The sequence below is a fragment of the Micromonospora sp. M71_S20 genome (assembly GCF_003664255.1).
Taxonomy (GTDB): domain Bacteria; phylum Actinomycetota; class Actinomycetes; order Mycobacteriales; family Micromonosporaceae; genus Micromonospora.
In genome coordinates, this window is record NZ_RCCV01000003.1 from 738,697 (window position 1) to 763,694 (window position 24,998).

Annotated in this window: 22 protein-coding genes; 11 read left to right on the plus strand and 11 right to left on the minus strand. The window is 72.5% G+C overall.

Going from position 1 to position 24,998, the window contains the following annotated elements:
• Nucleotides 1-8: 8 nt before the first annotated feature.
• From DER29_RS28595 to DER29_RS28605, 3 genes are all read right to left on the minus strand, one after another.
• Nucleotides 9-1,865: a hypothetical protein gene (locus DER29_RS28595; RefSeq protein WP_121400734.1), complete on the minus strand. Its 1,857-nt coding sequence runs from the start codon at nucleotides 1,863-1,865 to the stop codon at nucleotides 9-11.
• A gap of 401 nt (nucleotides 1,866-2,266) precedes the next feature.
• Nucleotides 2,267-4,048: a hypothetical protein gene (locus DER29_RS28600; RefSeq protein WP_233600195.1), complete on the minus strand. Its 1,782-nt coding sequence runs from the start codon at nucleotides 4,046-4,048 to the stop codon at nucleotides 2,267-2,269.
• A 433-nt stretch (nucleotides 4,049-4,481) separates the two neighbouring features.
• On the minus strand, nucleotides 4,482-5,963 hold the full coding sequence (locus DER29_RS28605) for an aminopeptidase P family protein (protein WP_121400736.1): 1,482 nt from the start codon (nucleotides 5,961-5,963) through the stop codon (nucleotides 4,482-4,484).
• Nucleotides 5,964-6,191: 228 nt separating this feature from the next.
• Here DER29_RS28605 and asnB point away from each other — a divergent pair, with 228 nt between their 5' ends.
• Nucleotides 6,192-8,153 carry an asparagine synthase (glutamine-hydrolyzing) gene (gene asnB / locus DER29_RS28610; RefSeq protein ID WP_121400737.1) on the plus strand — a complete coding sequence of 654 codons (1,962 nt, stop codon included), beginning with the start codon at nucleotides 6,192-6,194 and terminating at the stop codon, nucleotides 8,151-8,153.
• Nucleotides 8,154-8,270: 117 nt separating this feature from the next.
• Here asnB and DER29_RS28615 read toward each other — a convergent pair whose 3' ends face one another.
• Both DER29_RS28615 and DER29_RS28620 read right to left on the minus strand, forming a co-directional pair.
• Nucleotides 8,271-9,389, minus strand: a complete 1,119-nt coding sequence (locus DER29_RS28615; protein ID WP_121400738.1) for a lytic polysaccharide monooxygenase — start codon at nucleotides 9,387-9,389, stop codon at nucleotides 8,271-8,273.
• A gap of 270 nt (nucleotides 9,390-9,659) precedes the next feature.
• Nucleotides 9,660-10,034 (minus strand): nuclear transport factor 2 family protein, encoded by a 375-nt coding sequence (locus DER29_RS28620; RefSeq protein WP_121400739.1) that lies wholly within the window; start codon nucleotides 10,032-10,034, stop codon nucleotides 9,660-9,662.
• Nucleotides 10,035-10,099: 65 nt separating this feature from the next.
• Between DER29_RS28620 and DER29_RS28625 the strand changes: the two genes are divergently transcribed.
• Nucleotides 10,100-11,035, plus strand: a complete 936-nt coding sequence (locus tag DER29_RS28625; RefSeq protein ID WP_121400740.1) for a PfkB family carbohydrate kinase — start codon at nucleotides 10,100-10,102, stop codon at nucleotides 11,033-11,035.
• A 25-nt stretch (nucleotides 11,036-11,060) separates the two neighbouring features.
• Here DER29_RS28625 and DER29_RS28630 read toward each other — a convergent pair whose 3' ends face one another.
• Nucleotides 11,061-11,888 carry an MBL fold metallo-hydrolase gene (locus DER29_RS28630; RefSeq protein ID WP_121400741.1) on the minus strand — a complete coding sequence of 276 codons (828 nt, stop codon included), beginning with the start codon at nucleotides 11,886-11,888 and terminating at the stop codon, nucleotides 11,061-11,063.
• Entirely contained in the window at nucleotides 11,885-12,295 is a 411-nt protein-coding gene (locus DER29_RS28635; protein WP_370040727.1) for a thioesterase family protein, read from the minus strand. Before DER29_RS28635 ends, DER29_RS28630 begins: the two co-directional genes overlap by 4 nt.
• A 94-nt stretch (nucleotides 12,296-12,389) precedes the next feature.
• Between DER29_RS28635 and DER29_RS28640 the strand changes: the two genes are divergently transcribed.
• On the plus strand, nucleotides 12,390-13,424 hold the full coding sequence (locus tag DER29_RS28640) for a phosphatase PAP2 family protein (RefSeq protein WP_121400743.1): 1,035 nt from the start codon (nucleotides 12,390-12,392) through the stop codon (nucleotides 13,422-13,424).
• A gap of 15 nt (nucleotides 13,425-13,439) precedes the next feature.
• Here DER29_RS28640 and DER29_RS28645 read toward each other — a convergent pair whose 3' ends face one another.
• The 3 genes from DER29_RS28645 to DER29_RS28655 are packed head-to-tail and all read right to left on the minus strand — an operon-like array spanning nucleotide 13,440 to nucleotide 15,662.
• Nucleotides 13,440-14,873: a PH domain-containing protein gene (locus tag DER29_RS28645; protein WP_121400744.1), complete on the minus strand. Its 1,434-nt coding sequence runs from the start codon at nucleotides 14,871-14,873 to the stop codon at nucleotides 13,440-13,442.
• Nucleotides 14,870-15,409: a PH domain-containing protein gene (locus tag DER29_RS28650; protein WP_121400936.1), complete on the minus strand. Its 540-nt coding sequence runs from the start codon at nucleotides 15,407-15,409 to the stop codon at nucleotides 14,870-14,872. The genes DER29_RS28645 and DER29_RS28650 overlap by 4 nt, the downstream gene beginning before the upstream one ends.
• Before the next feature lie 22 nt (nucleotides 15,410-15,431).
• Nucleotides 15,432-15,662, minus strand: a complete 231-nt coding sequence (locus tag DER29_RS28655) for a hypothetical protein (protein ID WP_121400745.1) — start codon at nucleotides 15,660-15,662, stop codon at nucleotides 15,432-15,434.
• Between the two features lie 274 nt (nucleotides 15,663-15,936).
• Between DER29_RS28655 and DER29_RS28660 the strand changes: the two genes are divergently transcribed.
• From DER29_RS28660 to DER29_RS28690, 7 genes are all read left to right on the plus strand, one after another.
• Nucleotides 15,937-17,043, plus strand: a complete 1,107-nt coding sequence (locus DER29_RS28660) for a MoxR family ATPase (protein WP_121400746.1) — start codon at nucleotides 15,937-15,939, stop codon at nucleotides 17,041-17,043.
• The gene (locus tag DER29_RS28665) at nucleotides 17,022-18,026 is read left to right on the plus strand and encodes a DUF58 domain-containing protein (RefSeq protein ID WP_121400747.1); all 1,005 of its coding nucleotides are present in this window, start codon (nucleotides 17,022-17,024) and stop codon (nucleotides 18,024-18,026) included. The genes DER29_RS28660 and DER29_RS28665 overlap by 22 nt, the downstream gene beginning before the upstream one ends.
• Entirely contained in the window at nucleotides 18,023-18,973 is a 951-nt protein-coding gene (locus tag DER29_RS28670; RefSeq protein ID WP_121400748.1) for a VWA domain-containing protein, read from the plus strand. The genes DER29_RS28665 and DER29_RS28670 overlap by 4 nt, the downstream gene beginning before the upstream one ends.
• Nucleotides 18,974-19,621: 648 nt before the next feature.
• Complete coding sequence (fabG, locus tag DER29_RS28675; protein WP_121400749.1) at nucleotides 19,622-20,326, plus strand: 3-oxoacyl-ACP reductase FabG; 705 nt, start codon at nucleotides 19,622-19,624, stop codon at nucleotides 20,324-20,326.
• Between the two features lie 56 nt (nucleotides 20,327-20,382).
• Nucleotides 20,383-21,150: an enoyl-ACP reductase FabI gene (gene fabI, locus DER29_RS28680; RefSeq protein ID WP_121400750.1), complete on the plus strand. Its 768-nt coding sequence runs from the start codon at nucleotides 20,383-20,385 to the stop codon at nucleotides 21,148-21,150.
• A 100-nt stretch (nucleotides 21,151-21,250) separates the two neighbouring features.
• Nucleotides 21,251-22,312, plus strand: a complete 1,062-nt coding sequence (locus tag DER29_RS28685; protein WP_121400751.1) for a ferrochelatase — start codon at nucleotides 21,251-21,253, stop codon at nucleotides 22,310-22,312.
• Nucleotides 22,313-22,361: 49 nt separating this feature from the next.
• Entirely contained in the window at nucleotides 22,362-23,141 is a 780-nt protein-coding gene (locus tag DER29_RS28690) for an HAD-IIA family hydrolase (protein ID WP_121400752.1), read from the plus strand.
• Nucleotides 23,142-23,148: 7 nt separating this feature from the next.
• On the opposite strand, the gene DER29_RS28695 is transcribed toward DER29_RS28690, so the two are convergent.
• The gene (locus tag DER29_RS28695) at nucleotides 23,149-23,943 is read right to left on the minus strand and encodes a hypothetical protein (RefSeq protein WP_121400753.1); all 795 of its coding nucleotides are present in this window, start codon (nucleotides 23,941-23,943) and stop codon (nucleotides 23,149-23,151) included.
• 239 nt (nucleotides 23,944-24,182) lie between these two features.
• On the opposite strand from DER29_RS28695, the gene DER29_RS28700 reads away from it, so the two are divergent.
• The gene (locus DER29_RS28700) at nucleotides 24,183-24,992 is read left to right on the plus strand and encodes a DUF3097 domain-containing protein (RefSeq protein WP_121400754.1); all 810 of its coding nucleotides are present in this window, start codon (nucleotides 24,183-24,185) and stop codon (nucleotides 24,990-24,992) included.
• Nucleotides 24,993-24,998 lie beyond the last annotated feature (6 nt).

Sequence of the window (24,998 nt, forward strand, 5' to 3'; positions counted from 1 at the left end):
GCGGCCGGTCAGGCGTGGCAGTCTTTGACGTTGACGCAGTTCTTGGGGTCGTTGTCGGTGACGGTGGACTTGTCGTCGAGTTCGACCTTGCCGTTGTTGTTGAAGATGCCGCCGGCGATCTTGCGGTGGTGGTTGTTGTCGCCGTTGGCCTTGTTGTCCTTGACCTTGGTCTTGTCTACGGTGACCTTGCCGTTGTTGTTGTAGATGCCGCCGCCGTTCTCGCCGGCGATGTTTTCCTTGATCAGGCTGTCGCGCAGGACCAGGACCGCGTCGAAGTCGTCGTGGTTGCGGTCGTTGCCCTTGTTGCCCTTGTTGCTGTTGTCGTTCTTGTGCTCGCCGTTGAAGATGCCGCCGCCGAAGCGTCCGGCGTGGTTCGTGGCGATGAGGGTGTCGGTGATGGTGGCGCGGCCGACCTTGTCGTTGTCCTTGCGGTTGTTGCTGGCGTTGTGGTCGCGGTCTCCGCCGGTGTTGTAGATGCCGCCGCCGTCCTTGCTGGCGTCGTTCTCGGCGACGGTGACGTGGTCGAGCTTGAGGTCGGTGTTGCGGGCGTAGATGCCGCCACCGTTCTCGCCGGCGGTGTTGTCCTTGACGAAGGTCCAGCTGACCTCGACGTAGCCGCCGGAGCTGAAGAGGCCACCGCCGTTCTCGTCGGCCTTGTTGCCCTGGATGAGGCTCTTCTTGATCTCGACGTTGCCGGCCTTGTCGCGGTCGTTGCGGCCGTCGTCCTTGCCGTCGTCCTTGCCGTCGTGTTTGCCGCCGTTGGCGATGCCGCCGCCGTTCTTCCCGGCGGTGTTGTCGGTGATCTTCGACTTCTCGATCTCGAGCTGGCCGACGTTGAAGATGCCGCCGCCGTTGTCGTTGGCCTGGTTGTGGTCGACCTTGCTGAGATTGAGGGTGACCTTGCCGTAGTTGGCGATCGCGCCGCCGTTGCCGCTGGCGCTGTTGCGGGTCAGGGTGGTCTTCTCGAGGTAGGCGCGGCCGCCCTTCTCGACCAGCAGCGCACCGCCGTCCTCGCCCTTGTCCTTGTCCTTGTCGTTGTGGTCGCGCGAGGAGTTGGTCGAGACGTTGGCTCCGCGGGACTTGAGCGCGGAGGCCAGGAGGTCCTTCAGCCGCTCCTTCTGCTCCTCGCCCTTGTCGTCCTTCTTGTCCTCGTCGTCGGCGGCCTTGCCGTCCTTGAGGGTCAGGTCCTTCAGGGTCAGGTCACCGCCGTCGGCGACCTTGAAGATCCGAAACGCGTCCTTGGAGTCCCGCTTGATCGTCGCGCCCTGACCCTTGATGGTGATCTCCTGCTTGATCACTGGCAGGCCCGTGCGGGACTTCTTGTCGTTGTCCTTCTTGCCGTCGTGCTTCTTGTCGTCCTTGTTGCCGTCGTCGAACTCGTCGAGTTCGTAGGTGCAGTCCTTGGCAAGCTTCAGGGTGCCCCCGTGACCACGGTTGAGCAGATCGATGGCCTCGACCAGGTCCTCCTCGTCACAGTCCACCTCCCTGACCCGGTCCCCGTCCTTGCCGTCCTGACCGCGCTCACCCCGGCCCTTGCCGTCCTGACCGCGCTCACCCCGGCCCTCGTCGTCGCGCCAGCCCTGCTCGTCTCCCCAGGCCTTCTCGTTCCAGTTGCCGGCGCCGGGGCCCTGACCTTCATGCCAGTCACGACCCTCCTCGTTGCGCTTGTCGTCATTGTTGAGCTGCTGCGCCGTGGACCTCGGATCGGCCAGGCCATCGACGCCGCCGCCCCCGTACGCGACTCCCGTGAGACTGACCGCTCCCGTCAGGCCCAGGACGCCGGTGGCGAGCCACAGCTTGCGCCGGCCCGCCGCTGACGTGGTCTGGCGAACGGCGTCATCGTTACTGCGAAGGTAGTTGGACATCTGAGCTCTCTGCCCTCTCCTTGTACCCAGACAAGGTCGCTTCGCCTTCGCGAGCGGCCTTCGCTACAAATCGGTTGTAGCTGCTGAACAACACCGTATGAGAATGTTCTTCGTCATGTGGATGTATCCGAAGGAAACCCACATTTGGTACATGGACGGGTCGGGTAGGCAGGAGTCGGACGCCGGGTGCGGGGGTAGTGGGAGGGCGCCGAAGGCGCCGTACCGGGCGAAGTTCCTCGCGACGTCGCACAGCGGTCAGCCCCGACAGTCAGGTCGGAGGAGATCTCACACCACCCCCGACGCCGTCCTGTCGGACCTCCACCGAGGCGGGCGACCGAGGGCGGGAGTCCCTTCCGCCCGCTGGTCGCGCGGCGGAAGGGACTCCCGCGTTATGTGGTGGTTCAGGCGTGGCAGTCTTTGACGTTGACGCAGTTCTTGGGGTCGTTGTCGGTGACGGTGGACTTGTCGTCGAGTTCGACCTTGCCGTTGTTGTTGAAGATGCCGCCGGCGATCTTGCGGTGGTGGTTGTTGTCGCCGTTGGCCTTGTTGTCCTTGACCTTGGTCTTGTCTACGGTGACCTTGCCGTTGTTGTTGTAGATGCCGCCGCCGTTCTCGCCGGCGATGTTTTCCTTGATCAGGCTGTCGCGCAGGACCAGGACCGCGTCGAAGTCGTCGTGGTTGCGGTCGTTGCCCTTGTTGCCCTTGTTGCTGTTGTCGTTCTTGTGCTCGCCGTTGAAGATGCCGCCGCCGAAGCGTCCGGCGTGGTTCGTGGCGATGAGGGTGTCGGTGATGGTGGCGCGGCCGACCTTGTCGTTGTCCTTGCGGTTGTTGCTGGCGTTGTGGTCGCGGTCTCCGCCGGTGTTGTAGATGCCGCCGCCGTCCTTGCTGGCGTCGTTCTCGGCGACGGTGACGTGGTCGAGCTTGAGGTCGGTGTTGCGGGCGTAGATGCCGCCACCGTTCTCGCCGGCGGTGTTGTCCTTGACGAAGGTCCAGCTGACCTCGACGTAGCCGCCGGAGCTGAAGAGGCCACCGCCGTTCTCGTCGGCCTTGTTGCCCTGGATGAGGCTCTTCTTGATCTCGACGTTGCCGGCCTTGTCGCGGTCGTTGCGGCCGTCGTCCTTGCCGTCGTCCTTGCCGTCGTGTTTGCCGCCGTTGGCGATGCCGCCGCCGTTCTTCCCGGCGGTGTTGTCGGTGATCTTCGACTTCTCGATCTCGAGCTGGCCGACGTTGAAGATGCCGCCGCCGTTGTCGTTGGCCTGGTTGTGGTCGACCTTGCTGAGATTGAGGGTGACCTTGCCGTAGTTGGCGATCGCGCCGCCGTTGCCGCTGGCGCTGTTGCGGGTCAGGGTGGTCTTCTCGAGGTAGGCGCGGCCGCCCTTCTCGACCAGCAGCGCACCGCCGTCCTCGCCCTTGTCCTTGTCCTTGTCGTTGTGGTCGCGCGAGGAGTTGGTCGAGACGTTGGCTCCGCGGGACTTGAGCGCGGAGGCCAGGAGGTCCTTCAGCCGCTCCTTCTGCTCCTCGCCCTTGTCGTCCTTCTTGTCCTCGTCGTCGGCGGCCTTGCCGTCCTTGAGGGTCAGGTCCTTCAGGGTCAGGTCACCGCCGTCGGCGACCTTGAAGATCCGAAACGCGTCCTTGGAGTCCCGCTTGATCGTCGCGCCCTGACCCTTGATGGTGATCTCCTGCTTGATCACTGGCAGGCCCGTGCGGGACTTCTTGTCGTTGTCCTTCTTGCCGTCGTGCTTCTTGTCGTCCTTGTTGCCGTCGTCGAACTCGTCGAGTTCGTAGGTGCAGTCCTTGGCAAGCTTCAGGGTGCCCCCGTGACCACGGTTGAGCAGATCGATGGCCTCGACCAGGTCCTCCTCGTCACAGTCCACCTCCCTGACCCGGTCCCCGTCCTTGCCGTCCTGACCGCGCTCACCCCGGCCCTTGCCGTCCTGACCGCGCTCACCCCGGCCCTCGTCGTCCCAGGCATGGTTGTCCCAATCGCCGACGTTGGGGCCCTTGCCGCCCTGCTTGTCGGCACCGACGTGGGACTTCTCGTCGTCAGCCTTGCCGGCGTCGCTGACGGGCTGCTTCGTGGACGATTGCGCGCCCGAGGTTCTATCGGGGCCACCGGGCTTGTCGTCACGAGCGGCCAGGCCGCCCAGTGCTGCCAAGCCGACCACGCCGGTCAGTCCGGCCACGCCGGCAGCCACCCAGAGTTTGCGCCGCCCTGTACTCGGTGTGGCCGCGGTAGCCCAATCGTCGGGAGTCGTTTGGTTGTTGGACATCAGAGCCTTCCGCCCTTTCCTGCTACCAGACGGGGCCGCACCGCATCAGGCGGCGCGACCAGCTACAAATCGGTTGTAGCCTCTAACGCCCACCGTATGAGAACGATCCTCGCGATGTGGACTTATCCGAGAAAACCCCGCATTTCGCTCAGGTCTCGCCAGGTACTCGCAACCGATCGGGGTCGACAGGAAGGGGCGTGACCAGCACAAACGCCCCTGCGGGCAACGAAGGGCCCTCCCGCGAAGGCGGGTTCTAGCGATCCCCGCAACACCCTGGATTTCAGGGAGTTGCGGGGATCGTGTGGTTCGAGGACTTGAAAGGTGAGGTTCTTCGAGGCGTACGGGGTCAGCCGGGCAAGCGGGGACCGGCCTCGCGCTGCTCGGCCAGCCAGGTCTCCACCTCGTCGGCGGCACGCGGCAGCCCGGCGGAGAGGTTCACCGCGCCGGTCGCGGTGACCAGGATGTCGTCCTCGATCCGGACGCCGATCCCGCGCAGCTCCTCGGGAACCAGCTCGTCCTCCGGCTGGAAGTAGAGCCCGGGCTCGACGGTGAGCACGTAGCCCTCGCCCAGCGTGCCGTCCCGGTACTTCTCCTTGCGGGCGTTCGCGCAGTCGTGCACGTCGAGGCCGAGCATGTGGCTGGTGCCGTGCAGCGTCCAGCGCCGGTACACCGTCGACCTGCCGTCCATGGCCTCGTCGACGCTGCCCGGCAGCAGGCCCAGGTCGGACAGCGCCTGGGCGAGCACCCGCATCGAGGCCAGGTGGACCTCCCGGAACGCCACGCCGGGCCGGATGGCGTCGATGCCGGCCTGCTGCGCGGTGTGCACGGCGTCGTAGACCTGGCGCTGCAGCGGGGTGAACCGGCCGTCGACCGGCAGCACCCGCGTGACATCGGCGGTGTAGAGGTTGCGGTTCTCCACGCCCATGTCCATCAGCAGCAGCTCGCCCGGCCGCGTCGTGCCGTGGTTGTGCACCCAGTGCAGGATCGTGGCGTGCTCGCCCGCGCCGACGATCGAGCCGTAGCCGACGTCGTTGCCGTCGTGTCGGGCGCGCAGCGCGAAGATCCCCTCCAGCAGCCGCTCCGACACGCCCCGGTCCGCCGGCAGCGCCCGGGCCACGTCCTCGAAGCCCCGGACGGTCGCGTCGACCGCGTCCTGGAGCTGGGCGATCTCCCACTCGTCCTTGACCAGCTTCAGCTCCGAGATGGCGATCGCCAGCTCCCGGTCGCGGGCCGGCTGGCCCTCGGCGCGGTGGCCGTCGTACGGGCGCACGGCCGCGTCCACCCGCCCGTCGAAGCCGCGCAGCACCCGGGTGCGCCCCGGCGCCAGGTCGGCCAGCGTCGCGTCCAGCTCGGTCAGGTCCGCCGTGGGCAGGCCCAGCTCGGTCGACTTCTCGGCCAGGGTGTGCCGCCGGCCGACCCACAGCTCGCCATGCCGGCTGCGGAAGAACTCGTCGGTCCGCCGCGACGAGCGGGGCCGCATGTGCAGGGTGGCGTCGTGGCCCGACCCGTTCGGCCGCAGCACGAGCACGCCGTCAGGGTCGTGGTCGCCGGTCAGGTAGGCGAAGTCGCTGCCCGGGCGGAACGGGTGGTCGGTGTCGTTGGCGCGTACCTTCTCGCCACCGGTGGGGATCACCAGGGTCTCGCCCGGGAAGGCCGCCGAGAGCGCGGCCCGTCGCTTGGCGTGGTTCGGCACCTCGGGTCGCGGGCCGACCGGCAGGGTGGTGTCCCGCCAGCCCTGCCGCATGAACGCCAGGAACGCCTCGGGGAAGTCCGGGTCGTGAGACTCGGTGCCGTCCGCCGGCCGGCTGTCGGTACGTCCCTCGGTCATGCTCCGCTCCCTCCGCGTCTTCGCAGGTCAGACGGTACCGCGCGGCGCCGGGGCCCGACCGGGCCCCGACGGTGGCGGGTGCCGTAGGCGACGGATGCCACCCGTACGCGCCGTCCGCCGCCCCGGCCGGGCTCCGGACGCGGTCCCGGCCGGCCGCGTGGCGTCGCGGCGGGGGAGAGCCCAGCGGTGCCGCGACGGCCGCTCGGGCCGCGTGGAAAGATGACGACCATGTGCGGACTCCTGGCCTTCTTCAGTGCGCGCGGCGACGCCGCCGCCCACCGCGACAACATCGCCGGGGCGTTGGAATGCCTGCACCACCGCGGACCGGACGAGACCGGTGTCGAGGTGGTCGGCGACGCCTCCGGCCGGTACGCGGACGGGGTGTTCGCGCACAAGCGGTTGGCGATCATCGACGTGGCCTCCAGCCAAGAGCCCCTGTCCTACGCGAACGGGCGCTACCTGCTCACCTTCAACGGCGAGATCTACAACTACATCGAGCTGCGCGAGGAGCTGATCCGGACCTTCGGCGCGCAGTTCGCCACCGCCGGTGACGGCGAGGTGATCGTCGCCGGCTACCACTTCTGGGGCGAGCAGGTGCTCACCCGGCTGCGCGGCATGTTCGCCTTCGTCATCTGGGACCGGCAGGAGCGCCGCGCGTTCGGCGGCCGGGACTACTTCGGCATCAAGCCGCTGCACTACCTGGAGACCGCCGACGGCCTCTACCTGGCCTCGGAGAAGAAGGCGCTGCTGCCCTTCGCCCACTCCAACTACCAGGGCGACGCCGGCATCGACACGGCCAACCTCAGCCACTACCTGACCCTTCAGTACGTGCCCGAGCCCGGCACCCTGCACAAGGGCATCAGCCGGATCGGCTCCGGCGAGTACCTGACCTGGACCCCGGGCGGGCGCATCGACGTGCGCCGGTGGTACCGGCCGGTGTTCCGGCCCACCCCGGTCGACGACGAGCAGCGGCTCTACCACGAGATCCGGGAGACGCTGCGCGAGAGCGTCCGGATGCACATGCGCTCCGACGTGCCGGTCGGCTCGTTCCTCTCCAGCGGCATCGACTCGACCGCCGTGGTGGCCCTGGCCCGGGAGTTCAACCCGAACATCCTCACCTTCACCGTGGGCTACGACGTCCCGGGCTACTCGGAGATCGACGTCGCCCAGGACTCGGCCCGGCACCTCGACGTGACCACCATCCCGACCAAGATCGGGCCGTACGACATGATCGAGGCGCTGCCGAAGATCGTCTGGCACCTCGACGACCCGGTGGCCGACCCGGCCCTGGTGCCCCTCTACTTCGTGGCGAAGAAGGCCGCCGAGCACGTCACCGTGGTGCTCTCCGGCGAGGGCGCCGACGAGTTCTTCGGCGGCTACACCATCTATCGCGAGCCGCTGTCGTTGAGTTCCGTCAACGGGCTGCCCGACGGGGTGCAGAAGGGGCTGCGGGCGGTCTCCAAGGCCATCCCGCAGGGGGTGAAGGGCAAGAGCTTCCTGGAGCGCGGCACCACCCCGATCGAGCAGCGCTACTACGGCAACGCCCGGATGTTCACCGAGGAGGAGAAGCAGCACCTGCTGCGCCGCTACGACCCCTCGGTCCGCTACACGGACGTCACCGCGCCCATCTACGCCGAGTGCACGGAGCTCGACGACGTCACCAAGATGCAGTACGTCGACCTCTACACCTGGCTGCGCGGCGACATCCTGGTCAAGGCCGACCGGATCTCGATGGCCCACTCGCTGGAGGTGCGGGTGCCCTTCCTGGACCGGGCGGTCTTCGACGTGGCGTCCAGGATCCCGGTGGACCTCAAGCTCCCGCCCCGCTCCGACGCCACCAAGTACGCGATGCGCCAGGCGCTGCAGGGCGTGGTGCCGCCGGCCATCGTCAACCGCAAGAAGCTCGGCTTCCCGACCCCCACCCGGGTCTGGCTGCGCGGCGAGATGTACGAGTGGGCCCGGCACGTGCTGTCCACCTCCGGCGCCGGCGACCTGCTCGACCTGTCGTACGCGATGCGGCTGCTGGAGGAGCACAAGCGGGAGGAGGCCGACCACTCCCGCAAGGTGTGGACGGTGCTGATCTTCTGCATCTGGCACGCCATCTTCGTCGCCAAGACCCTCGACCCGGGCATCCAGCGCAACCAGTCCGCCCTGCTCACCAAGCCCGTGGTCGGCTCCATGGTCCGCTGACCCCGGCCCCGCCCGGCGGCCCGCTGTCGATCAAGAGGTTTGCGTCTCCGGAAGCGTTCCCGGAAGACGCAAACCTCTTGATCATTTCAGGGGGCCGGGGGCCGGGTGGGCAGCGTGTCAGCGGCCGGAGCAGGTGACCGTGGGCAGGGTGTTGGTGCCGTTGGTGGTGGCGACGAAGCCGAAGGTCGTGGTGCCCTCCGGGGCTATCGTGCCGTTGTACGGCGCGTTGGTCACGGTGACCGAGGAGCCGGATCCGCTCAGCGTGCCGCTCCACAGGCTGTTGATGGTCTGCCCGCTGGGCCACGTCCAGTTGGCCGTCCACCCCGACCAGGTCGACGCGCTGTGATTCATGATCATGACCTCGCCCTGGAAGCCGCCCGACCAGGTGCCGACCACCTTGAAGACCGGCATGCAGTCACCGCTGTGCGGCGGCGGCGTGGTCGGGTTCGGCGGCGGGGTCGTCGGGTTGGGCGGGGGCGTGGTGGGGTTCGGCGGGGGAGTGGTCGGGTTGGGCGGCGGCGTGCCGCCCGGGCCGACGCCGGTGACCTCGCCGTTGCCGCCGTCGAAGGTGACGTCCGAGCAGCCGAAGAAGTTCTCCTGGCTGTCGGAGCGCACCCAGCGCGAGTAGATGAGGTGCCGCCCGCTCTTGTTGGTGGGCAGGTTGCCGCTGAAGTAGTAGTGCCCGTCGTTGGTGCCGCTCGAGCCGCGCTGCGGCGGGTTGGTCACCGTCAGGAACGGCTCCTCCAGGTCGCTCCAGGCCAGCGGGCGGTCCGGGCTCCAACTGTCCTTCGTGACGTAGAAGTAGAACGTGCCCGGGTGGTGGGCCCAGTTGCTGTAGCGGAAATCCATCCGGGCCCCGGCCGTCAGGTGGGTCAGCGGCCAGTCGGTGCGGGCCAGGTCGTAGCCGGCGAAGCCCGGGTTGCCGCCGCTGCACAGCTTGCCGTCCGGGATGAAGCCGACGGTCCGGCCGCCGGCGTCGGAGCGCAGCACGCTGAACCAGTTGTAGAGCGAGTTGGCCCCGCTCTGGGCCACGGCGGCGGAGCAGGCGGGGTTGTTCGGCTTGATCTCGCCGGTGCTGGTGAGGCCGTCCTTCCAGCAGAGGTAGGTGCGGCTGCCGGGGGCCATCGGGGTGCCGTGCGCGGCGGCGGGGTCAGGCCCCGCCGTCAGGACGACGGCACCCGCGAGAAGGGTCGCGGCCGCGGTGAGCAACGCGGCCGTACGCGATCGGTGGGACACGGGTTCTCCTCACTCGCGGGACGCGGGCGTCCCACGGGCAACGCGCGGGGGCAGCTCCGGCCGCCCCGCTGCGACGCGGGTAAGACGGTCGCGGCGGACGTGCCCGGCGCGGATGGCCGGCGTACGTGCGCCGTCGGCGGCCCGACTGGCGGGCCGGTGCCCTCGCGTGGATGTGAACCCGGCGCCGGCGGCGCGGCAGCCCCCGCACCGCCCGGCAAGCGCCATCCCACCACGGACGACGACGGTGCGCAATAGTCGTTGCTCGATGTGTCAGTAACGCTCGGCGAGGTGCTCGCGGCCGGCCGGCGGCTCGTAGGGCTCGGGCCAGAACTCGGTGACCTCGCGGACCAGACCGGCCTCGTCGAGGTCGAAGAAGCTGGTGGCCGCGAGCCGCGCGCCCTCGTGGGCGCAGGTGATCCAGGTGGCGGCGTGCCGGCCCGCGCCGACCGCCCGGGTCACCGTGAGGTGCCAGCCGTCGGGGTACTCCCGGTTGAACCGCACCACCGCGGAGCGGCCGGTGATCCGCTCGCGGGTCTGCGGCAGGTGGTAGACGACGTCGTCGGCGAGCAGCCGGCCGAAGGCCGCCCAGTCCCGCGCCTCGCACGCCGCCCAGTAGGCCAATACGGTGGCTTCAGCGCTCGTCACGGCCCGTACTGTGCCAGCCTGGTGCGACAAGATCGGTCGGCGCGCGCCGTGGACGGAGGACCGGAATGGGATACGCGGTGGTGCTCGGCGAGGCACTGGTCGACCTGCTCGACACCGAGCGCGACGGCGAGCCGGTCTACCGGCAGGCCGTCGGGGGCGGGCCGCTGAACGTGGCGGTTGCCGTCGCCCGGCTCGGCGGCGCGGTGCAGTTCGTCGGGTCGCTCGGCGACGACCTCCTGGCCGGGCGGATCCGCGACTTCCTGACCGGCGCGGGCGTCGGCCTGGCCGGGGCGGTCACCGTCCCCGCGCCGACCGCGCTGGCGGTGGCCACCTTCGCCGGTCCCGAGCCCGACTTCCGGTTCTACGGCGAGCCGCCCTCCTACGGCCTGCTCGGCCCCGACGACCTCGACGCCGAGCTGGTCGGGGGCGCCGGCGTCGTCTACTGCGGGTCGATCGTGCTGCTCCAGCCACCGGTGCTGGCCGCCGCGCGCCGGGCCTGGGGGCTCGCCTCCGGGCTGCGGGTCTTCGACCCGAACGTCCGCCCCCGGCTGCTCGACGGGCCGGCCGCCCTGGCCGGGCTGCGCGAGGTGGTGGCCGAGTTCGCCGCCGGCGCCCACCTCGTCAAGCTGAGCGCCGCCGACGCGAAGCTGCTCTACCCCGGCGAACCAGAGGAGGGCGTGGCGGCGTACCTGCGGGAACTCGGCGCCGGCACCGTGGTGGTCACCCTCGGCGCCGCCGGCGCGGTGCTCGCCGCCGCCGGTGCCGATCCGGTACGCGTACCCGCGCCGAAGGTCGACGCGGTGGACGCCACCGGCGCCGGCGACTCGGTGATGGGCGCGCTCATCGCGGACCTGCTGGTCGACGGCGAGCCCACCGACCCGGCGGCCTGGCCCGGGCGGGTGGCGTTCGCGCTGCGGGTCGCCGGCCTGGTCTGCGAGTCGCCGGGCGGCGCGACCGCCATGCCCACCCGCGCCGAGGTCCTCGCCCGCTTCGCCCGCTGACCCGCCCCCGCCGCGATCACGCGCGTCAGGCGGTGCCGTCGAGTTCGGCGTAGCCGCGGCGGGCGGCGTACAGGGCGGGACGGGCGCCGAAGGGCGCCTCGGCGGCGACGCGCTCGGGTGGTGCGCCGCCGGTGTGCCCGGCGCGGATGAGCCAGGCCAGCTCGACGAGCTGGGCGTGCTGGGCGCGGACGAACCCGGCGTCCACCGGGTCCCCGTGCCCCGGCACCACCACGGTGGCCGGGGTTGTCATCCGCAGCAGCTCCGCCACCGTGTCGGGCCACTGCAGCGGGTACGACTCCTCGAAGGCGGGCGGGCCGCTCTGCTCCACCAGGTCCCCGGCGACCAGCACGTCGGCGTCCGGCACGTGCACCACCAGGTCACCGGCGGTGTGCCCCCGGCCGGGATGGCGCAGCACCACCCGCCGGCCGCCCACGTCGAGCACGGTCTCCCCGTGCACGGTGTGCGTCGGCGCCAGCAGCGTGGTCCCGGCCACCTCCCCGGCCAGCGCGGGATGCTCGTCGCGCAGCTCCTCGTACGCCTCCCGGAGCAGTCGGTCCGGCTCGCGCATCGCCTCGGCGGCGATCTCGTGCGCGTAGACCGGGCGGGGCGGGTCGGCGGCGAGGGTGGCGTTGCCGAAGCAGTGGTCGAAGTGGTGGTGGGTGTTGACCACCGTCCACGGGGCGGTGGTGACCGCCCTGGCCGCGTCGGCCAGCGCGGCGGCCTGCCCGGCGGTGGAGAGCGTGTCGACCAGCAGCGCGGCCCCGTCGCCGACGACGAGGGTGACGTTGACGTGCAGCAACGGCTCGCGCAGCACGTGCACCCCGTCGGCGACCGCCACGAAGCGGGCGGTCACGACGACCGCGCGGCGCGTTCCACGAAGCGCTGCCGGTCGACCAGCACCCGCTCCACCCGGCCCTCGGCGACCGTCTCGTCGCCGTCGCTGACGCTCACCTCGAAGTGCAGCCGCCGCCCGTCGACCGCGGTCAGCCGCGCCTGCGCCACCACCGTGCGCCCCACGGGGGTGGCGGCCCGGTGGTCGAGCTCGACCCGGGTGCCGACGGTGGTCGACCCGCCGGGCATCCGGGCGGCGGTGGCCGCCACCGTGGCCGCCTCGGCGAGGGCGAGCACGCGGGGCGTGCCCAGGACGGGCACGTCCCCCGAGCCGACCGCCTCGGCGGTGTCGGTGTCGGTGACGGTCAGCTCCACCCGGGCGGTCAGGCCCGGGGTCAGCGCGGACTCCGGCTGCTCCTGCATGGTCAAAGCCTAGACGAGACGGCACCGGGCGGCGGGCGGCCCGCGAGGGACCGGTGGTCGGCGTCGGTCGATGCCGTCCGCGCCGTTAACCTTGACCGCGATGTCTGTCGCGACCGACCCCCAGCCCCCCGCCCGGACCGAGCCGCCCGCCTCGCCCGACGGCGGGCGTCGCCGTGTGGTCGCGATGACGGTGTGGGGGGTCGCCTTCGTCGCCGGCTGGCTCGGCATCGGCCTGCCGACCGACCCGGCGTACGCGTTCCTGTGGATCTGGGCGGCGACGGTCGCCTGGAACAGCAGCCGGCCGTGGCGCAGCCACCTGCGCTTCGCGCGGGACTGGGTGCCGGTGGTGCTGCTGCTGGCCGTCTACAACCTGTCCCGGGGCTTCGCCGACAACGGCGCCACCCCGCACGCGTACGAGCTGATCGTCGCCGACCGGGTGATGTTCGGCTGGGCGACGGGCGGGCAGGTGCCGACGACCTGGCTCCAGGAGCACCTCTACCGGCCCGAGGTGCACTGGTGGGACGTCGCCGTCAGCTGGGTCTACTTCTCCCACTTCGTGGTGGCGCTGGCCGCCGCGGCGGTGCTCTGGCTGCGGGACCGGGGGCGGTGGGCGGCCTTCATGCGCCGCTGGGGCTTCCTCTGCGCCACCGGCCTGATCACCTACTTCCTCTACCCGGCCGCCCCGCCCTGGTGGGCGGCGCAGAACGGGCTGCTGGAGGAGGTCGCCCGGATCTCCACGCGTGGGTGGAAGGCGTTCGGCATGCACGGCGCAGGCAACCTGCTCAACGCCGGGCAGATCGCCTCCAACCCGGTGGCCGCGATGCCCTCGCTGCACACCGCGTTCGCGCTCTTCGTGGTGCTGTTCTTCCTGCGGCAGACCCGCCGCCGCTGGTGGCCGCTGCTGCTGGCGTACCCGCTGGCGATGACGTTCACCCTGGTCTACTCGGGCGAGCACTACGTCATCGACGTGCTGGTCGGCTGGGCGTACGTCGGGATGACCTTCCTCGCGGTCGGCCTGGCCGAGCGCTGGTGGGCGGCCCGCCGGGCCCGCCGGGCCCCGGCGGAGGAGTCCGACGCCGCGCCGACCGATCCGCCGGCGTCGGCCGAGCCGCCGCCGGTGACGGCGACCCGCTGACCGGGCCGGGCGGGGTCAGCCCGCCCGGCGGGCGGCGTGCGCGCGGGCCGTCAGCTCCGCCGCCAGGGCCCACGCCTCGGTGACATCCCGGTCCCGGGCGGCCGCGCCGGCGCCGCCGGCGGTGTCGGCGTGCACCGTGGCCAGCCGCAGCCGCCGCTGCGCCGGCCCCTGCACGACCCGCACGCTCTGGATCCGGGCGTACGGCACGAGCGCCAACTGCCGGGTGAGCAGGCCGGAGCGGACGGCGAAGACCCGGGCGTCGAGCCCGGCGCCGAGCACGCCCCGGCTCAACGGGTTGAGCCAGCGGGCCCGCGTCGGTGGCGGGCTCAGCGGCAGCGCGGCCAGCCGCACCCCGGGCAGCACCTCGGCCACGATCGCCTCGCCGGTCGCCAGGTCACCGACGGGGAGCAGGCGGTCCGGCCGGTTGCGCTCGTCGGCCTCGCCGGCGGAGTAGCCGGCCACCTCCAGGCGCAGCCGCAGCCAGCCCTTGACCCGCCACAGCAGCGGCCAGGTCACCCCGACGGCCTGCACCCGGTCCAGCGGCACGGTCTGCGCGCGGGTCTCCAGCAGCCCGTTGCGGATCCGCAGCGTGCCCTCGTCCCGGGCCAGCCGGAAATTCCAGTCGTCGAGCACCCGCCGTACCGGTTGCAGCAGTACCCCGGCCATGGCGGTGAGGGTGCTCGCCACCGCGATGAACGACCAGGAGTCCTCGGAGAGGAACTGCGCCACCACGAACACCACGCCGAACGGGATCAGAAACGCCTGCGGGGTCAGCAGCTGGCTGACCAGCAGGTCGTTGTTGCCCACGGCGTGCAGCGGCCGGCCGGGCGGCGGCGCCGGCGTGCCCGGCGGACCCGCGGTCACCCCGGGCGGCGGCGCGCTCGTCTCGGCCGCGACCCGCCCGGCGATCGCGAGCAGGCGCTGGCGCAGCGCGGTCGCCTCGGCGACGCTCAGGTAGGCCAGCGGCGCCTCCGTCTTGCCCCCACCCACCACCTCCAGCCGCAGCTCGGCCAGGCCGGTGAGCTGGGCGAGCAGCGGGCGGACCACCTCGACGGCCTGGAGCCGCTCCAGCGGGATCGCCCGGGTACGCCGCCAGAGGAGCCCCTCGTACACCCGCAGCTCGCGGCCCACCACGTGGTAGCCGGTGTAGTACCAGCTCACCACGGCCAGCACCGTGGCGCCCAGGGCCAGCACCACCGCCATGAGGGCGAACCAGCCGAAGCCGACCCGTGACAGCGTCGACCACGACAGCCCGGCGATCACCACGACCAGGGACTTGGCGCCGTGCAGGGCGGGGCTGAGCGGATGCAGCCGCTGCCGCGGCTCGGCGCCCCCCACCGGCCCGGCAGGCCCCGCCGCCGCGACGTGCCCGGCCGGCTCCGGTGGGGCGCCGGGTTCCGCCGGCGTCGGCCCGGGGCGGTCCGTGCCCCGGGCGGCCGGGTCGTTCACAGGCCCTCCGCCCGGTCCTCGCCCAGCGCGGTGAGCCGGTCGCGCAGCCGGGACGCCTCCGCCGGGCGCAGCCCGGGCACCCGGGCGTCGCTCGCCGCCGCGGCCGTGTGCAACTGCACGGTGGCGAGCTTGAACGCGCGCTCCAGCGGCCCCGCGCTGACGTCGACGAACTGCATCCGTGAGTACGGCACGATGGACAGCCGCCGGACCAGCAGCCCGTGCCGGACCAGCAGGTCGTCCTCCCGCTCCGCGTAGCCCCAGGCCCGTACGGCGCGGACGATCGTCACGGCCCGCAGGACGCCGAAGAGCAGCACCGCGCCGAGTGCCGCGCCGAGGTACCCGCTGCCGCTGACCGCCCAGCCGACGCCCAGCCCGAGGGCGAGGACGACCAGCACCATCGCCAGGCGGATCAGCTCCACCCAGATCAGGTCGGCCGAGATCGACTGCCAGCGGACGGTGTCCGGCCACGGCTCCAGGGGGCCCGCCGGCGGAAGGGGTGGCGCCGGCGGCGGGCCGGCGGACCCGTCACCGCTCACCGGGGACATCCGTTGTGCGCGCTCACCCTTCGAGCGTAGGCGATCCGGGCGCCGGTACGACCTCCCGGAGAAAGCCACGGGCGTCGAGGAAGTCACCGAGGGTGGCGCGGTGCGCGGTGCACGCGAGCCAGGTCTTGCGCCGGTCGGGGTCGTGCAGCCGGGGATTGTTCCACCTGAGCGCCCAGTGGGCGGGGGCACGACAGCCGCGGGACGAGCAGACCAGCGGCTCGTCGGCGGGGAGGGGGCTGCTCATCCCGGCCAGTCTAGGGCGGCGGCACCGGAGGTTTGAGCGCCGGGCGGCCACGGGGGGAGCCGCCCGGCGACGGGTGAATGGTACACGCGCCGGGCCCGTCCCTGTCCACCCGTGAGCGGCGATTCCGTACCGCGCGACGGCGTGGCGGGCCCGGGACACGGCATCGGGGACGGGGCGGCGAGAATCGGCTTCTCCCCACCTCGGCACTCAGCCGGGCATGCGAGTCTTGATACGCACCACGCCGCGCGACAACCGATCATGCTGTGGAGGACCGGTGGCCCAGCCGACCACGCCCGACGCCCCGACGCCGAACGGGACGGGCCCGGAGACACCCGAGCCGGTGACCACGCCGGCCGAGGACGCGACCCTGCTCGAGCGGGCGCTGTTCGAGATCAAACGGGTGATCGTCGGGCAGGACCGGATGGTGGAGCGGATGTTCGTCGCGCTGCTCGCGCGGGGCCACTGCCTGCTGGAGGGCGTGCCGGGGGTGGCGAAGACCCTCGCGGTGGAGACCCTCGCGAGGGTGGTCGGCGGCTCCTTCGCCCGGGTGCAGTTCACCCCCGACCTGGTGCCCGCCGACATCATGGGCACCCGCATCTACCGGCAGTCGAGCGAGAAGTTCGACGTCGAGCTGGGCCCGGTGTTCGTCAACTTCCTGCTCGCCGACGAGATCAACCGGGCGCCGGCCAAGGTGCAGTCGGCGCTGCTGGAGGTGATGAGCGAGCGGCAGGTCTCCATCGGCGGCGAGACCCACCGGGTGCCCGACCCGTTCCTGGTGATGGCGACGCAGAACCCGATCGAGCAGGAAGGGGTCTACCCGCTGCCCGAGGCCCAGCGGGACCGCTTCCTCATGAAGATCGTCGTCGGCTACCCGACCGACGCCGAGGAGCGGGAGATCGTCTACCGGATGGGGGTCGCCCCGCCGCAGCCGGCGCCGGTCTTCACCACCCCCGACCTGATCGCCCTGCAACGCAAGGCGGACCAGGTCTTCGTGCACAACGCCCTGGTCGACTACGCGGTCCGGCTGGTGTTGGCCACCCGCGCCCCGGCGGAGCACGGGATGCCGGACGTCGCCCAGCTCATCCAGTACGGGGCCAGCCCGCGCGCCTCGCTCGGCCTGGTCCGGGCCACCCGCGCGCTGGCGCTGCTGCGCGGCCGGGACTACGCCCTGCCGCAGGACGTGCAGGACATCGCGCCGGACATCCTGCGCCACCGGCTCGTGCTCAGCTACGACGCGCTCGCCGACGACGTGCCCGCCGACCACGTGGTGCACCGGGTGATGTCCACCATCCCGCTGCCCTCGGTCGCGCCCAGGCAGCAGGCCAGCCCCACGCCGACCACCGCGCCACCGGGCGCCGGTTGGCCCGGGCAGCGCCCGTGACCTCACCCGCCCGTCGGCCTGCCGACGTCCCCTCGGACCGCACCGAAGCCGTCCTGTCGCGGCTGCAACTGATGGTCACCCGCAAACTCGACGGCCTGCTCCAGGGCGACTACGCCGGCCTGCTGCCCGGGCCGGGCAGCGAGGCGGGGGAGTCCCGGGAGTACCGCCCCGGCGACGACGTACGCCGGATGGACTGGCCGGTCACCGCCCGCACGACGATGCCGCACGTGCGGCGTACGGTGGCCGACCGGGAACTGGAGACGTGGCTGGCGGTGGACCTCTCGGCGAGCCTGGACTTCGGCACCGGCCGGTGGCTCAAGCGCGACGTCGTGGTGGCCGCCGCGGCGGCGCTGGCCCACCTGACCGTCCGGGGCGGCAACCGGATCGGCGCGGTGATCGGCAGCGGCGGCGGCGCGGACGCGCCGGCCCGCCGGTGGCGCGCCGCGCCGCCGGTCGCCGGGCCGGACGTCTACACCCGGCTGCCCGCGCGCTCCGGGCGCAAGGAGGCCCACGCGCTGCTGCGGGCGATCGCCGGCACCGAGATCCGCCCCGGGCGCAGCGACCTGGGCACGCTTGTCGACATGCTCAACCGGCCGCCCCGGCGGCGCGGCGTGGCGGTGGTCATCTCCGACTTCCTCGCCCCGCCGGACCGGTGGGCCCGGCCGCTGCGTAAGCTGCGCGTCCGGCACGACGTGGTGGCGATCGAGGTGGTCGATCCCCGGGAGCTGGAGCTGCCCGACGTCGGGGTGCTGCCGGTGGTCGACCCGGAGACCGGCGAGCTGCACGAGGTGCAGACCGCCGACCCGCGGCTGCGCCACCGCTACGCCGAGGCGGCGGCCGCCCAGCGGGCGGAGATCTCCGCGGCGCTGCGCGGCGCGGGTGCGGCCCACCTGCGACTGCGTACGGACCGAGACTGGCTGCTCGACATGGTGCGTTTCGTGGCCGCGCAGCGGCACGCGCGCACCAGGGGGACGACACGATGATCCGCTTTCTGCAACCGTGGTGGCTGCTGGCCGTGCTGCCGGTGCTCGCCCTCGCCGCGCTCTACGTCTGGCGGCAGCTGCACCGCCGGGCGTACGCGATGCGGTTCACCAACGTGGACCTGCTGCGCACCCTGGCGCCGAAGGGGCTGGGCTGGCGGCGGCACGTGCCCGCCACGGCGTTCCTGCTCTGCCTGCTGGTGCTGGCGACCGCGCTGGCCCGGCCGTCGGTCGACACCCGGGAGCCGCTGGAGCGGGCCACCGTGATGCTCGCCATCGACGTGTCGCTGTCCATGCAGGCCGACGACGTGGCGCCGAACCGGTTGGAGGCGGCGCAGGAGGCGGCCAAGCAGTTCGTCGGCGAGCTGCCGGAGAGCTACAACCTGGGGCTGGTCTCGTTCGCCAAGTCGGCGAACGTGCTGGTGCCGCCGGGCAAGGACCGCGACGCGGTGACCAGCGCGATCGACGGGCTGGTGCTGGCGGAGGCGACGGCGACGGGGGAGGCGGTCTTCACCTGCCTGGAGGCGATCCGGTCGGTGCCGGCGGACGGCGCGGCGGGGATCCCGCCGGCCCGCATCGTGCTGCTCTCCGACGGGTACCGCACCTCGGGCCGGTCGGTGGAGGAGGCGGCCGCGGCCGCGCAGGCGGCGAACGTGCCGGTCTCCACCATCGCATTCGGCACCGACTCGGGGCAGGTGGACATCGGCGGTCAGCTGCAACGGGTGCCGGTGGACCGGCTGGCCCTGGCCGACCTGGCCGAGGCCACCGAGGGCTACTTCTACGAGGCGGCGTCGGTGACCGAGCTGAAGCAGGTCTACCAGGACATGGGCAGCTCGATCGGGTTCCGCACGGAACCCCGCGAGGTCACCCAGTGGTACGCGGGGGTGGCCCTGCTGCTGGCGCTCTGCGCCGGCGCGCTCAACCTGCTGTGGTCCTCGCGGATGCTCTGACCCGCGAGGCGGGGCCGGTGGCGGTCAGTGCGCGCCGCCGCCGGCCAGGACGAAGACGACGGCCACCCAGACGGCGGCGAGGGTGAAGCCCAGCGGGGCGACGTAGCGGCTCATGGACGGCTCCGGGTGGCGACTGGACGGTCCGCGCGTGCGGGGGCGGACCGCAGGGGGTGGATCAGGACGCGCACACGAAGTCGTGACCGGGCGGCTCCCGGCGACCGCCCGGGCGACGGGCGGCGCGGCGCGGTCGTCCGGCGCGGGGCCGGTGACCGGGCGGAGGCGGGGAGCGGAGCTGGGTCAGCTCACCTGCTGAGTCGTGGCTCAGCGGGGCTGACGTTCGGCCCGGCCACGACTGGGAGGATCGCTATCTCGCACAGCGATCACCTCCTGCGGTCGGCGGGGCCCGGAAGCGGACCGTACGGCCCGCAAACGCGGATCATCGTACACCCGCCGGTCGCCGTCGCCGCACTCGGCCGAGCGGCCGGACGGGCCTCGTCCGAGGGGCCCGTCACCCGGACGGCGGGGGCGGGGCGCGGGCCGGTGCCGGGCGACGCCGCGCCGGCCCGGACGTGCCCGCCGTTAGCGCTTACCTGCCGGTAACGCCTAGGCTCCGACCGACCGGGAGATCACTGAACTACAGGGGGAACCGTGGCCCGTACCGTCCTGGTGACCGGCGGCAACCGGGGGATCGGCCTGGCCATCGCGCAGGCCTTCGCCAAGCAGGGCGACCGGGTGGCGGTGACCCACCGCAGCGGCGACGCGCCCGAGGGGCTGTTCGGGGTCCGCTGCGACGTGACCGACTCCGCGTCGGTCGACGCGGCGTTCACCGCGGTCGAGGCCGAGCTGGGGCCGGTGGAGGTGCTCGTCGCCAACGCCGGGATCACCGACGACACGCTGCTGCTGCGGATGTCGGAGGAGCAGTTCACCCGCGTGCTGGACACCAACCTGACGGGCGCGTTCCGGTGCGCCAAGCGCGCCTCGGGCAAGATGCTGCGCGCGAAGTGGGGCCGGATGATCTTCATCTCCTCGGTGGTCGGCCTCTACGGCAGCCCCGGCCAGGTCAACTACGCGGCGAGCAAGGCCGGCCTGGTGGGCGTGGCCCGCTCGATCACCCGCGAGCTGGGCAGCCGCAACATCACGGCCAACGTGGTCGCGCCCGGCTACGTGGAGACCGACATGACCGCGGGCCTGCCCGAGGACCGCAGGACCGAGTACCGCAAGGCCATCCCCGCCAACCGGTTCGCCCAGCCGGACGAGATCGCGGGCGTGGTCACCTGGCTGGCCGGCGACGCCGCCGGCTACGTCTCCGGCGCCGTCATCCCGGTCGACGGCGGCCTCGGCATGGGCCACTGATCAAGCGGCACCGGCCACTGACAAGCGGTCACTGAGAACTACGGAGGAATCCCTGCATGTCCGGACTGCTCGCCGGTAAGCGGCTGCTGGTCACCGGCGTCATCACCGACGCCTCGATCGCCTTCTCGGTGGCGAAGCTCGCCCAGGAGAACGGGGCGCAGGTCGTGCTCACCGGCTACGGCCGGCTCTCCCTGGTGGAGCGGATCGCCAGGCGACTGCCCGAGCCCGCCCCGGTGATCGAGCTGGACGTGACCGACGCCGACCACCTCGCCGGGCTCGGCGACCGCGTGCGCGAGCACGTCGACGGCCTCGACGGGGTGGTGCACTCCATCGGCTTCGCCCCGCAGAGCTGCCTCGGCGGCGGCTTCCTCGACGCCCCGTGGGAGGACGTGGCGACCGCGCTGCACGTCTCCACGTACTCCTACAAGTCCCTGGCCATGGCGGCGCTGCCGCTGATGTCCGCCGGCGGCGCGGTGGTCGGCCTGACCTTCGACGCCACGAAGGCGTGGCCCGTCTACGACTGGATGGGCGTGGCCAAGGCCGGGCTGGAGTCCGCCTCCCGCTACCTGGCGCTGCACCTGGGCAAGCAGGGCATCCGCAGCAACCTGGTCGCCGCCGGGCCGCTGCGCACCATCGCCGCCAAGTCGATCCCCGGCTTCGACCAGTTCGAACAGGCCTGGGCCGATCGCGCGCCGCTGGGTTGGAGCCTCACCGACCAGGAGCCGGCCGCGCGGGCCTGCCTGGCGCTGCTGTCCGACTGGTTCCCGGCCACCACCGGCGAGATCGTGCACGTCGACGGCGGTTACCACGCCATCGGCGCCTGAGGGGAGGGGGCCCCTCCGACCGCCCGCCGCGCACCATCGCCGGACGGGCGGCATCAGGGGGGCCCGCCCGGCGGGCACGGCCACCGGGGAGAATGGGGTCATGGCGTACGACGCGGTGGTCCTGGTGTCCTTCGGCGGACCGGAACGGCCCGAGGACGTGATGCCCTTCCTGCAGAACGTGACCCGGGGGCGGGGCGTGCCGCCGGAGCGGCTGGCGGAGGTTGCCGAGCACTACCAGCACTTCGGTGGCGTCTCGCCGATCAACCAGCAGTGCCGGGAACTGCTCGCGGCGGTCCGGGAGGACTTCGCCGCCAACGGCGTCGACCTGCCCGTCTACTGGGGCAACCGGAACTGGGACCCGATGCTCGCCGACACCGTGGCGCAGATGCGCGACGACGGCGTCACCCACGCCCTGGCGTTCGTGACCAGCGCCTTCGGCGGCTACTCCTCCTGCCGGCAGTACCAGGAGGACATCGCCGCCGCCCGCGCTGCGGTCGGCCCCGACGCCCCGTTGATCGACAAGCTCCGCCAGTTCTGGGACCACCCCGGCTTCGTCGAGCCGCACGCCGACGCGGTGCGGGCGGCGCTGGGCCGGCTCGATCCGGCGAAGCGGAGCGGCACCCGGCTGGTGTTCACCGCGCACTCGGTGCCGAACTCGATGGCCGCCAACGCCGGCCCGCACGGCGGCCGGTACGAGGCGCAGCTCGCCGAGGTCGCCCGGCTGGTGCACGCCGCGGCCGCCCCGGACCTGCCCTGGGACCTGGTCTGGCAGAGCCGCTCCGGCCCGCCGCAGGTGCCGTGGCTGGAGCCGGACGTCAACGACCACCTGCGTACGCTGGCCGAGGCCGGCACCACCGCCGTGGTGGTGAGCCCGATCGGGTTCGTCTCCGACCACCTGGAGGTGGTGTGGGACCTGGACACCGAGGCGCGCCAGACGGCCGGGCAGCTCGGGCTGGACTTCGTCCGGGCGGCCACCCCCGGCACCGACCCCCGGTTCGTGGCGATGGTCCGCGAGCTGATCCGGGAGCGGACCGAGCCCGACGGGGTCGCCCTGCGCCGCCGCCTCGGCGAGCTGCCCATGTGGGACACCTGCCCCACGGTGTGCTGCGTCCCGGCCCGCCGCCCCGCCGCCGCCCCGGAAGCCGGGAACCCGGCCTCCTGACCGCCGCGCCGGCCCCGCCGGCGGCCCGACACCCCTGGAACGAGTGACGATGCAGGACCGCAAGCCGGTGGAGAGCTGGCTGACCGACATGGACGGCGTGCTGGTGCACGAGGGCCAGCCCGTGCCCGGGGCACCGGAGTTCGTCTCCCGGCTGCGCGCCTCCGGCAAGCCGTTCCTGGTGCTCACCAACAACTCGATCTACACGCCCCGCGACCTCACCGCCCGGCTGAGCCGGATGGGCCTCGACGTGCCGGAGCAGGCGATCTGGTCCTCCGCGCTGGCCACCGCCCAGTTCCTGGCCGACCAGCGCCCGGGCGGCACCGCGTACGTGATCGGGGAGGCCGGGCTCACCACGGCGCTGCACGCGGTCGGCTACGTGCTGACCGACTTCGCCCCGGACTACGTGGTCCTGGGCGAGACCCGCACCTACAGCTTCGAGGCGATCACCAAGGCGGTCCGGCTGATCAACGACGGGGCCCGGTTCATCTGCACCAACCCCGACGTGACCGGCCCGTCGGTGGAGGGCGCGCTGCCGGCCGCCGGCTCCGTCGCCGCGATGATCTCCAAGGCGACGGGGATCGAGCCGTACTTCGTCGGCAAGCCCAATCCGATGATGATGCGCTCGGCGCTGAACACGATCAACGCGCACTCCGAGACGACCGCGATGATCGGCGACCGGATGGACACCGACATCCTCTGCGGGCTGGAGGCCGGGCTGGAGACGATCCTGGTGCTGACCGGCATCAGCAGCCGCGCCGAGGCGGAGCGCTACCCGTACCGTCCGTCGCGGATCGTCGACTCCGTCGCCGACCTGGTCGACGAGATCTGACCGGCGTTCAGGGCCGCAGCGGGGCGTTGCAGGCGGCCACCAGTGCCTGCCGGCAGGCGGTGGTCAGCGGGCGCAGCGCGGCGTCGCGCTGCTGGGCCTCGTAGTTGTTGATCGCGCCGCCCGGCGCGGCGTGCCCGGCCAGCGCGAGCACCCGGTCGAGCACGGCGGCCCGGGCGAAGAGCCGCCGGGCGCGCGGGTCGAAACCGGGCGGCAGGTCGGTGCCGCCGTCCGGCCGGCGCAGCGCCTCCAACGCCCCGGCCAGCTCGGGTCGCCACTGGGCGACGTCCAACCGGGTCAGCGCGGCGGTCGTGTCGGCCAGGGCCACCGCCAGCTCGGCCTCGGCCTCGGCCGCGCCGGGCAGGGCGAGGGAGGCGGCCGGGGCGTCGGCCGGCAGCGGGTAGACCCGCCAGAGCACCGTCTCGAAGGTGTCGCCGGAGCCGGACGTGTGCGTGCGCACGTGCGGGATCAGCCCGAGCCCTCCGGCGACGACCGCCTCACCGGCGACCAGCGCCGCGCCGGCGAAGTCACCCGGCCCGGGCAGCCCGCGCGGATCACCGGGAGCGGGCAGCACGAGCCGGATCTCGTCGGGCGAGAGCTTCGCGAGGGTGGGCAGCGCCTGGGGCAGGGGAACGTCGGTCCAGGTGCCGGGCGCGTCGGCGACCAGGTGCTCCTCGTCGCCGGCGATGGCGTCGGCGACCTCGTCGAAGGGCACCAGCCCGGCACGCCACGCGCGTACCCAGGCAACGAACCGGCTCGACCGGCGCGGTGTGAGAGTGGCCGCGCCCGCTGCGGGGGTGGACATGCCGAAAGGGTACGTGGTCACCGCCGCCCCTGTCTCGACTGCCGCTCCGACTGTCCGCAGCCCCGTCGATCATGCATCGCCCACCCCGTCGATCATGCAGTTGTGGCGGGCGGATCGTCAATCTCTGCCCCTTTTGCGGGGCACCACAACTGCATGATCGCCGCGGCGGGGGGTGGGGAGGGGCGGGGTGGGCGGCGTGTCGGGTGCGGGGGGCGGGGTGGGGGGTTAGCTTGATCGGCATGGGGCGGTACGCGGACGATGTGCTGGCGGGGGACTGGCGGCGGCGGAAGGTCACGCCCGAGGTGGACGCCGAGCCGGACCTCGTGGTCGAGGACGCCGACTCCGGCTTCTGCGGGGCGGTGGTCGGCTTCGAGGCAGGCGCGGTGGTGCTGGAGGACCGGCACGGACGCCGGCGCAACTTCCCGCTGCTGCCGGCGGCGTTCCTGCTCGACGGGCGGCCCGTGACGCTGCGCCGGCCGACCCGCGCCCCGGTGCCGGCCGCCAGCCGCCGCACCGCCTCCGGCTCGATCGCCGTCGACGGCGTACGCGCCCAGGTCGCCAAGGCCAGCCGGATCTGGGTGGAGGGCATCCACGACGCCGCCCTGGTCGAGCGGATCTGGGGCGACGACCTGCGCATCGAGGGCGTGGTGGTGCAGCCGCTGGACGGCATCGACGCGCTCGACGCCGAGGTGCGCGACTTCGCCCCGGGCCCCGGCCGGCGCCTCGGCGTGCTCGTCGACCACCTGGTCGCCGGCTCCAAGGAGAGCCGGATCGTCGCGAAGGTGACCTCCCCGCACGTGCTGGTCACCGGGCACCCGTACGTCGACGTGTGGCAGGCGGTGAAGCCGGCGGCGCTGGGCATCCCGGCGTGGCCCGTGGTGCCGCCGGGGCGGCCGTGGAAGGAGGGCGTCTGCGCCGCGCTCGGGGTCGCCGAGCCGGCGGACATGTGGCGGCACATCCTGTCCCGGGTCGACAGCTTCGCCGACGTGGAGACCCCGCTGATCAACGCGATGGAACGACTGATCGACTTCGTCACCGAACCGGCCTGAGCGCCG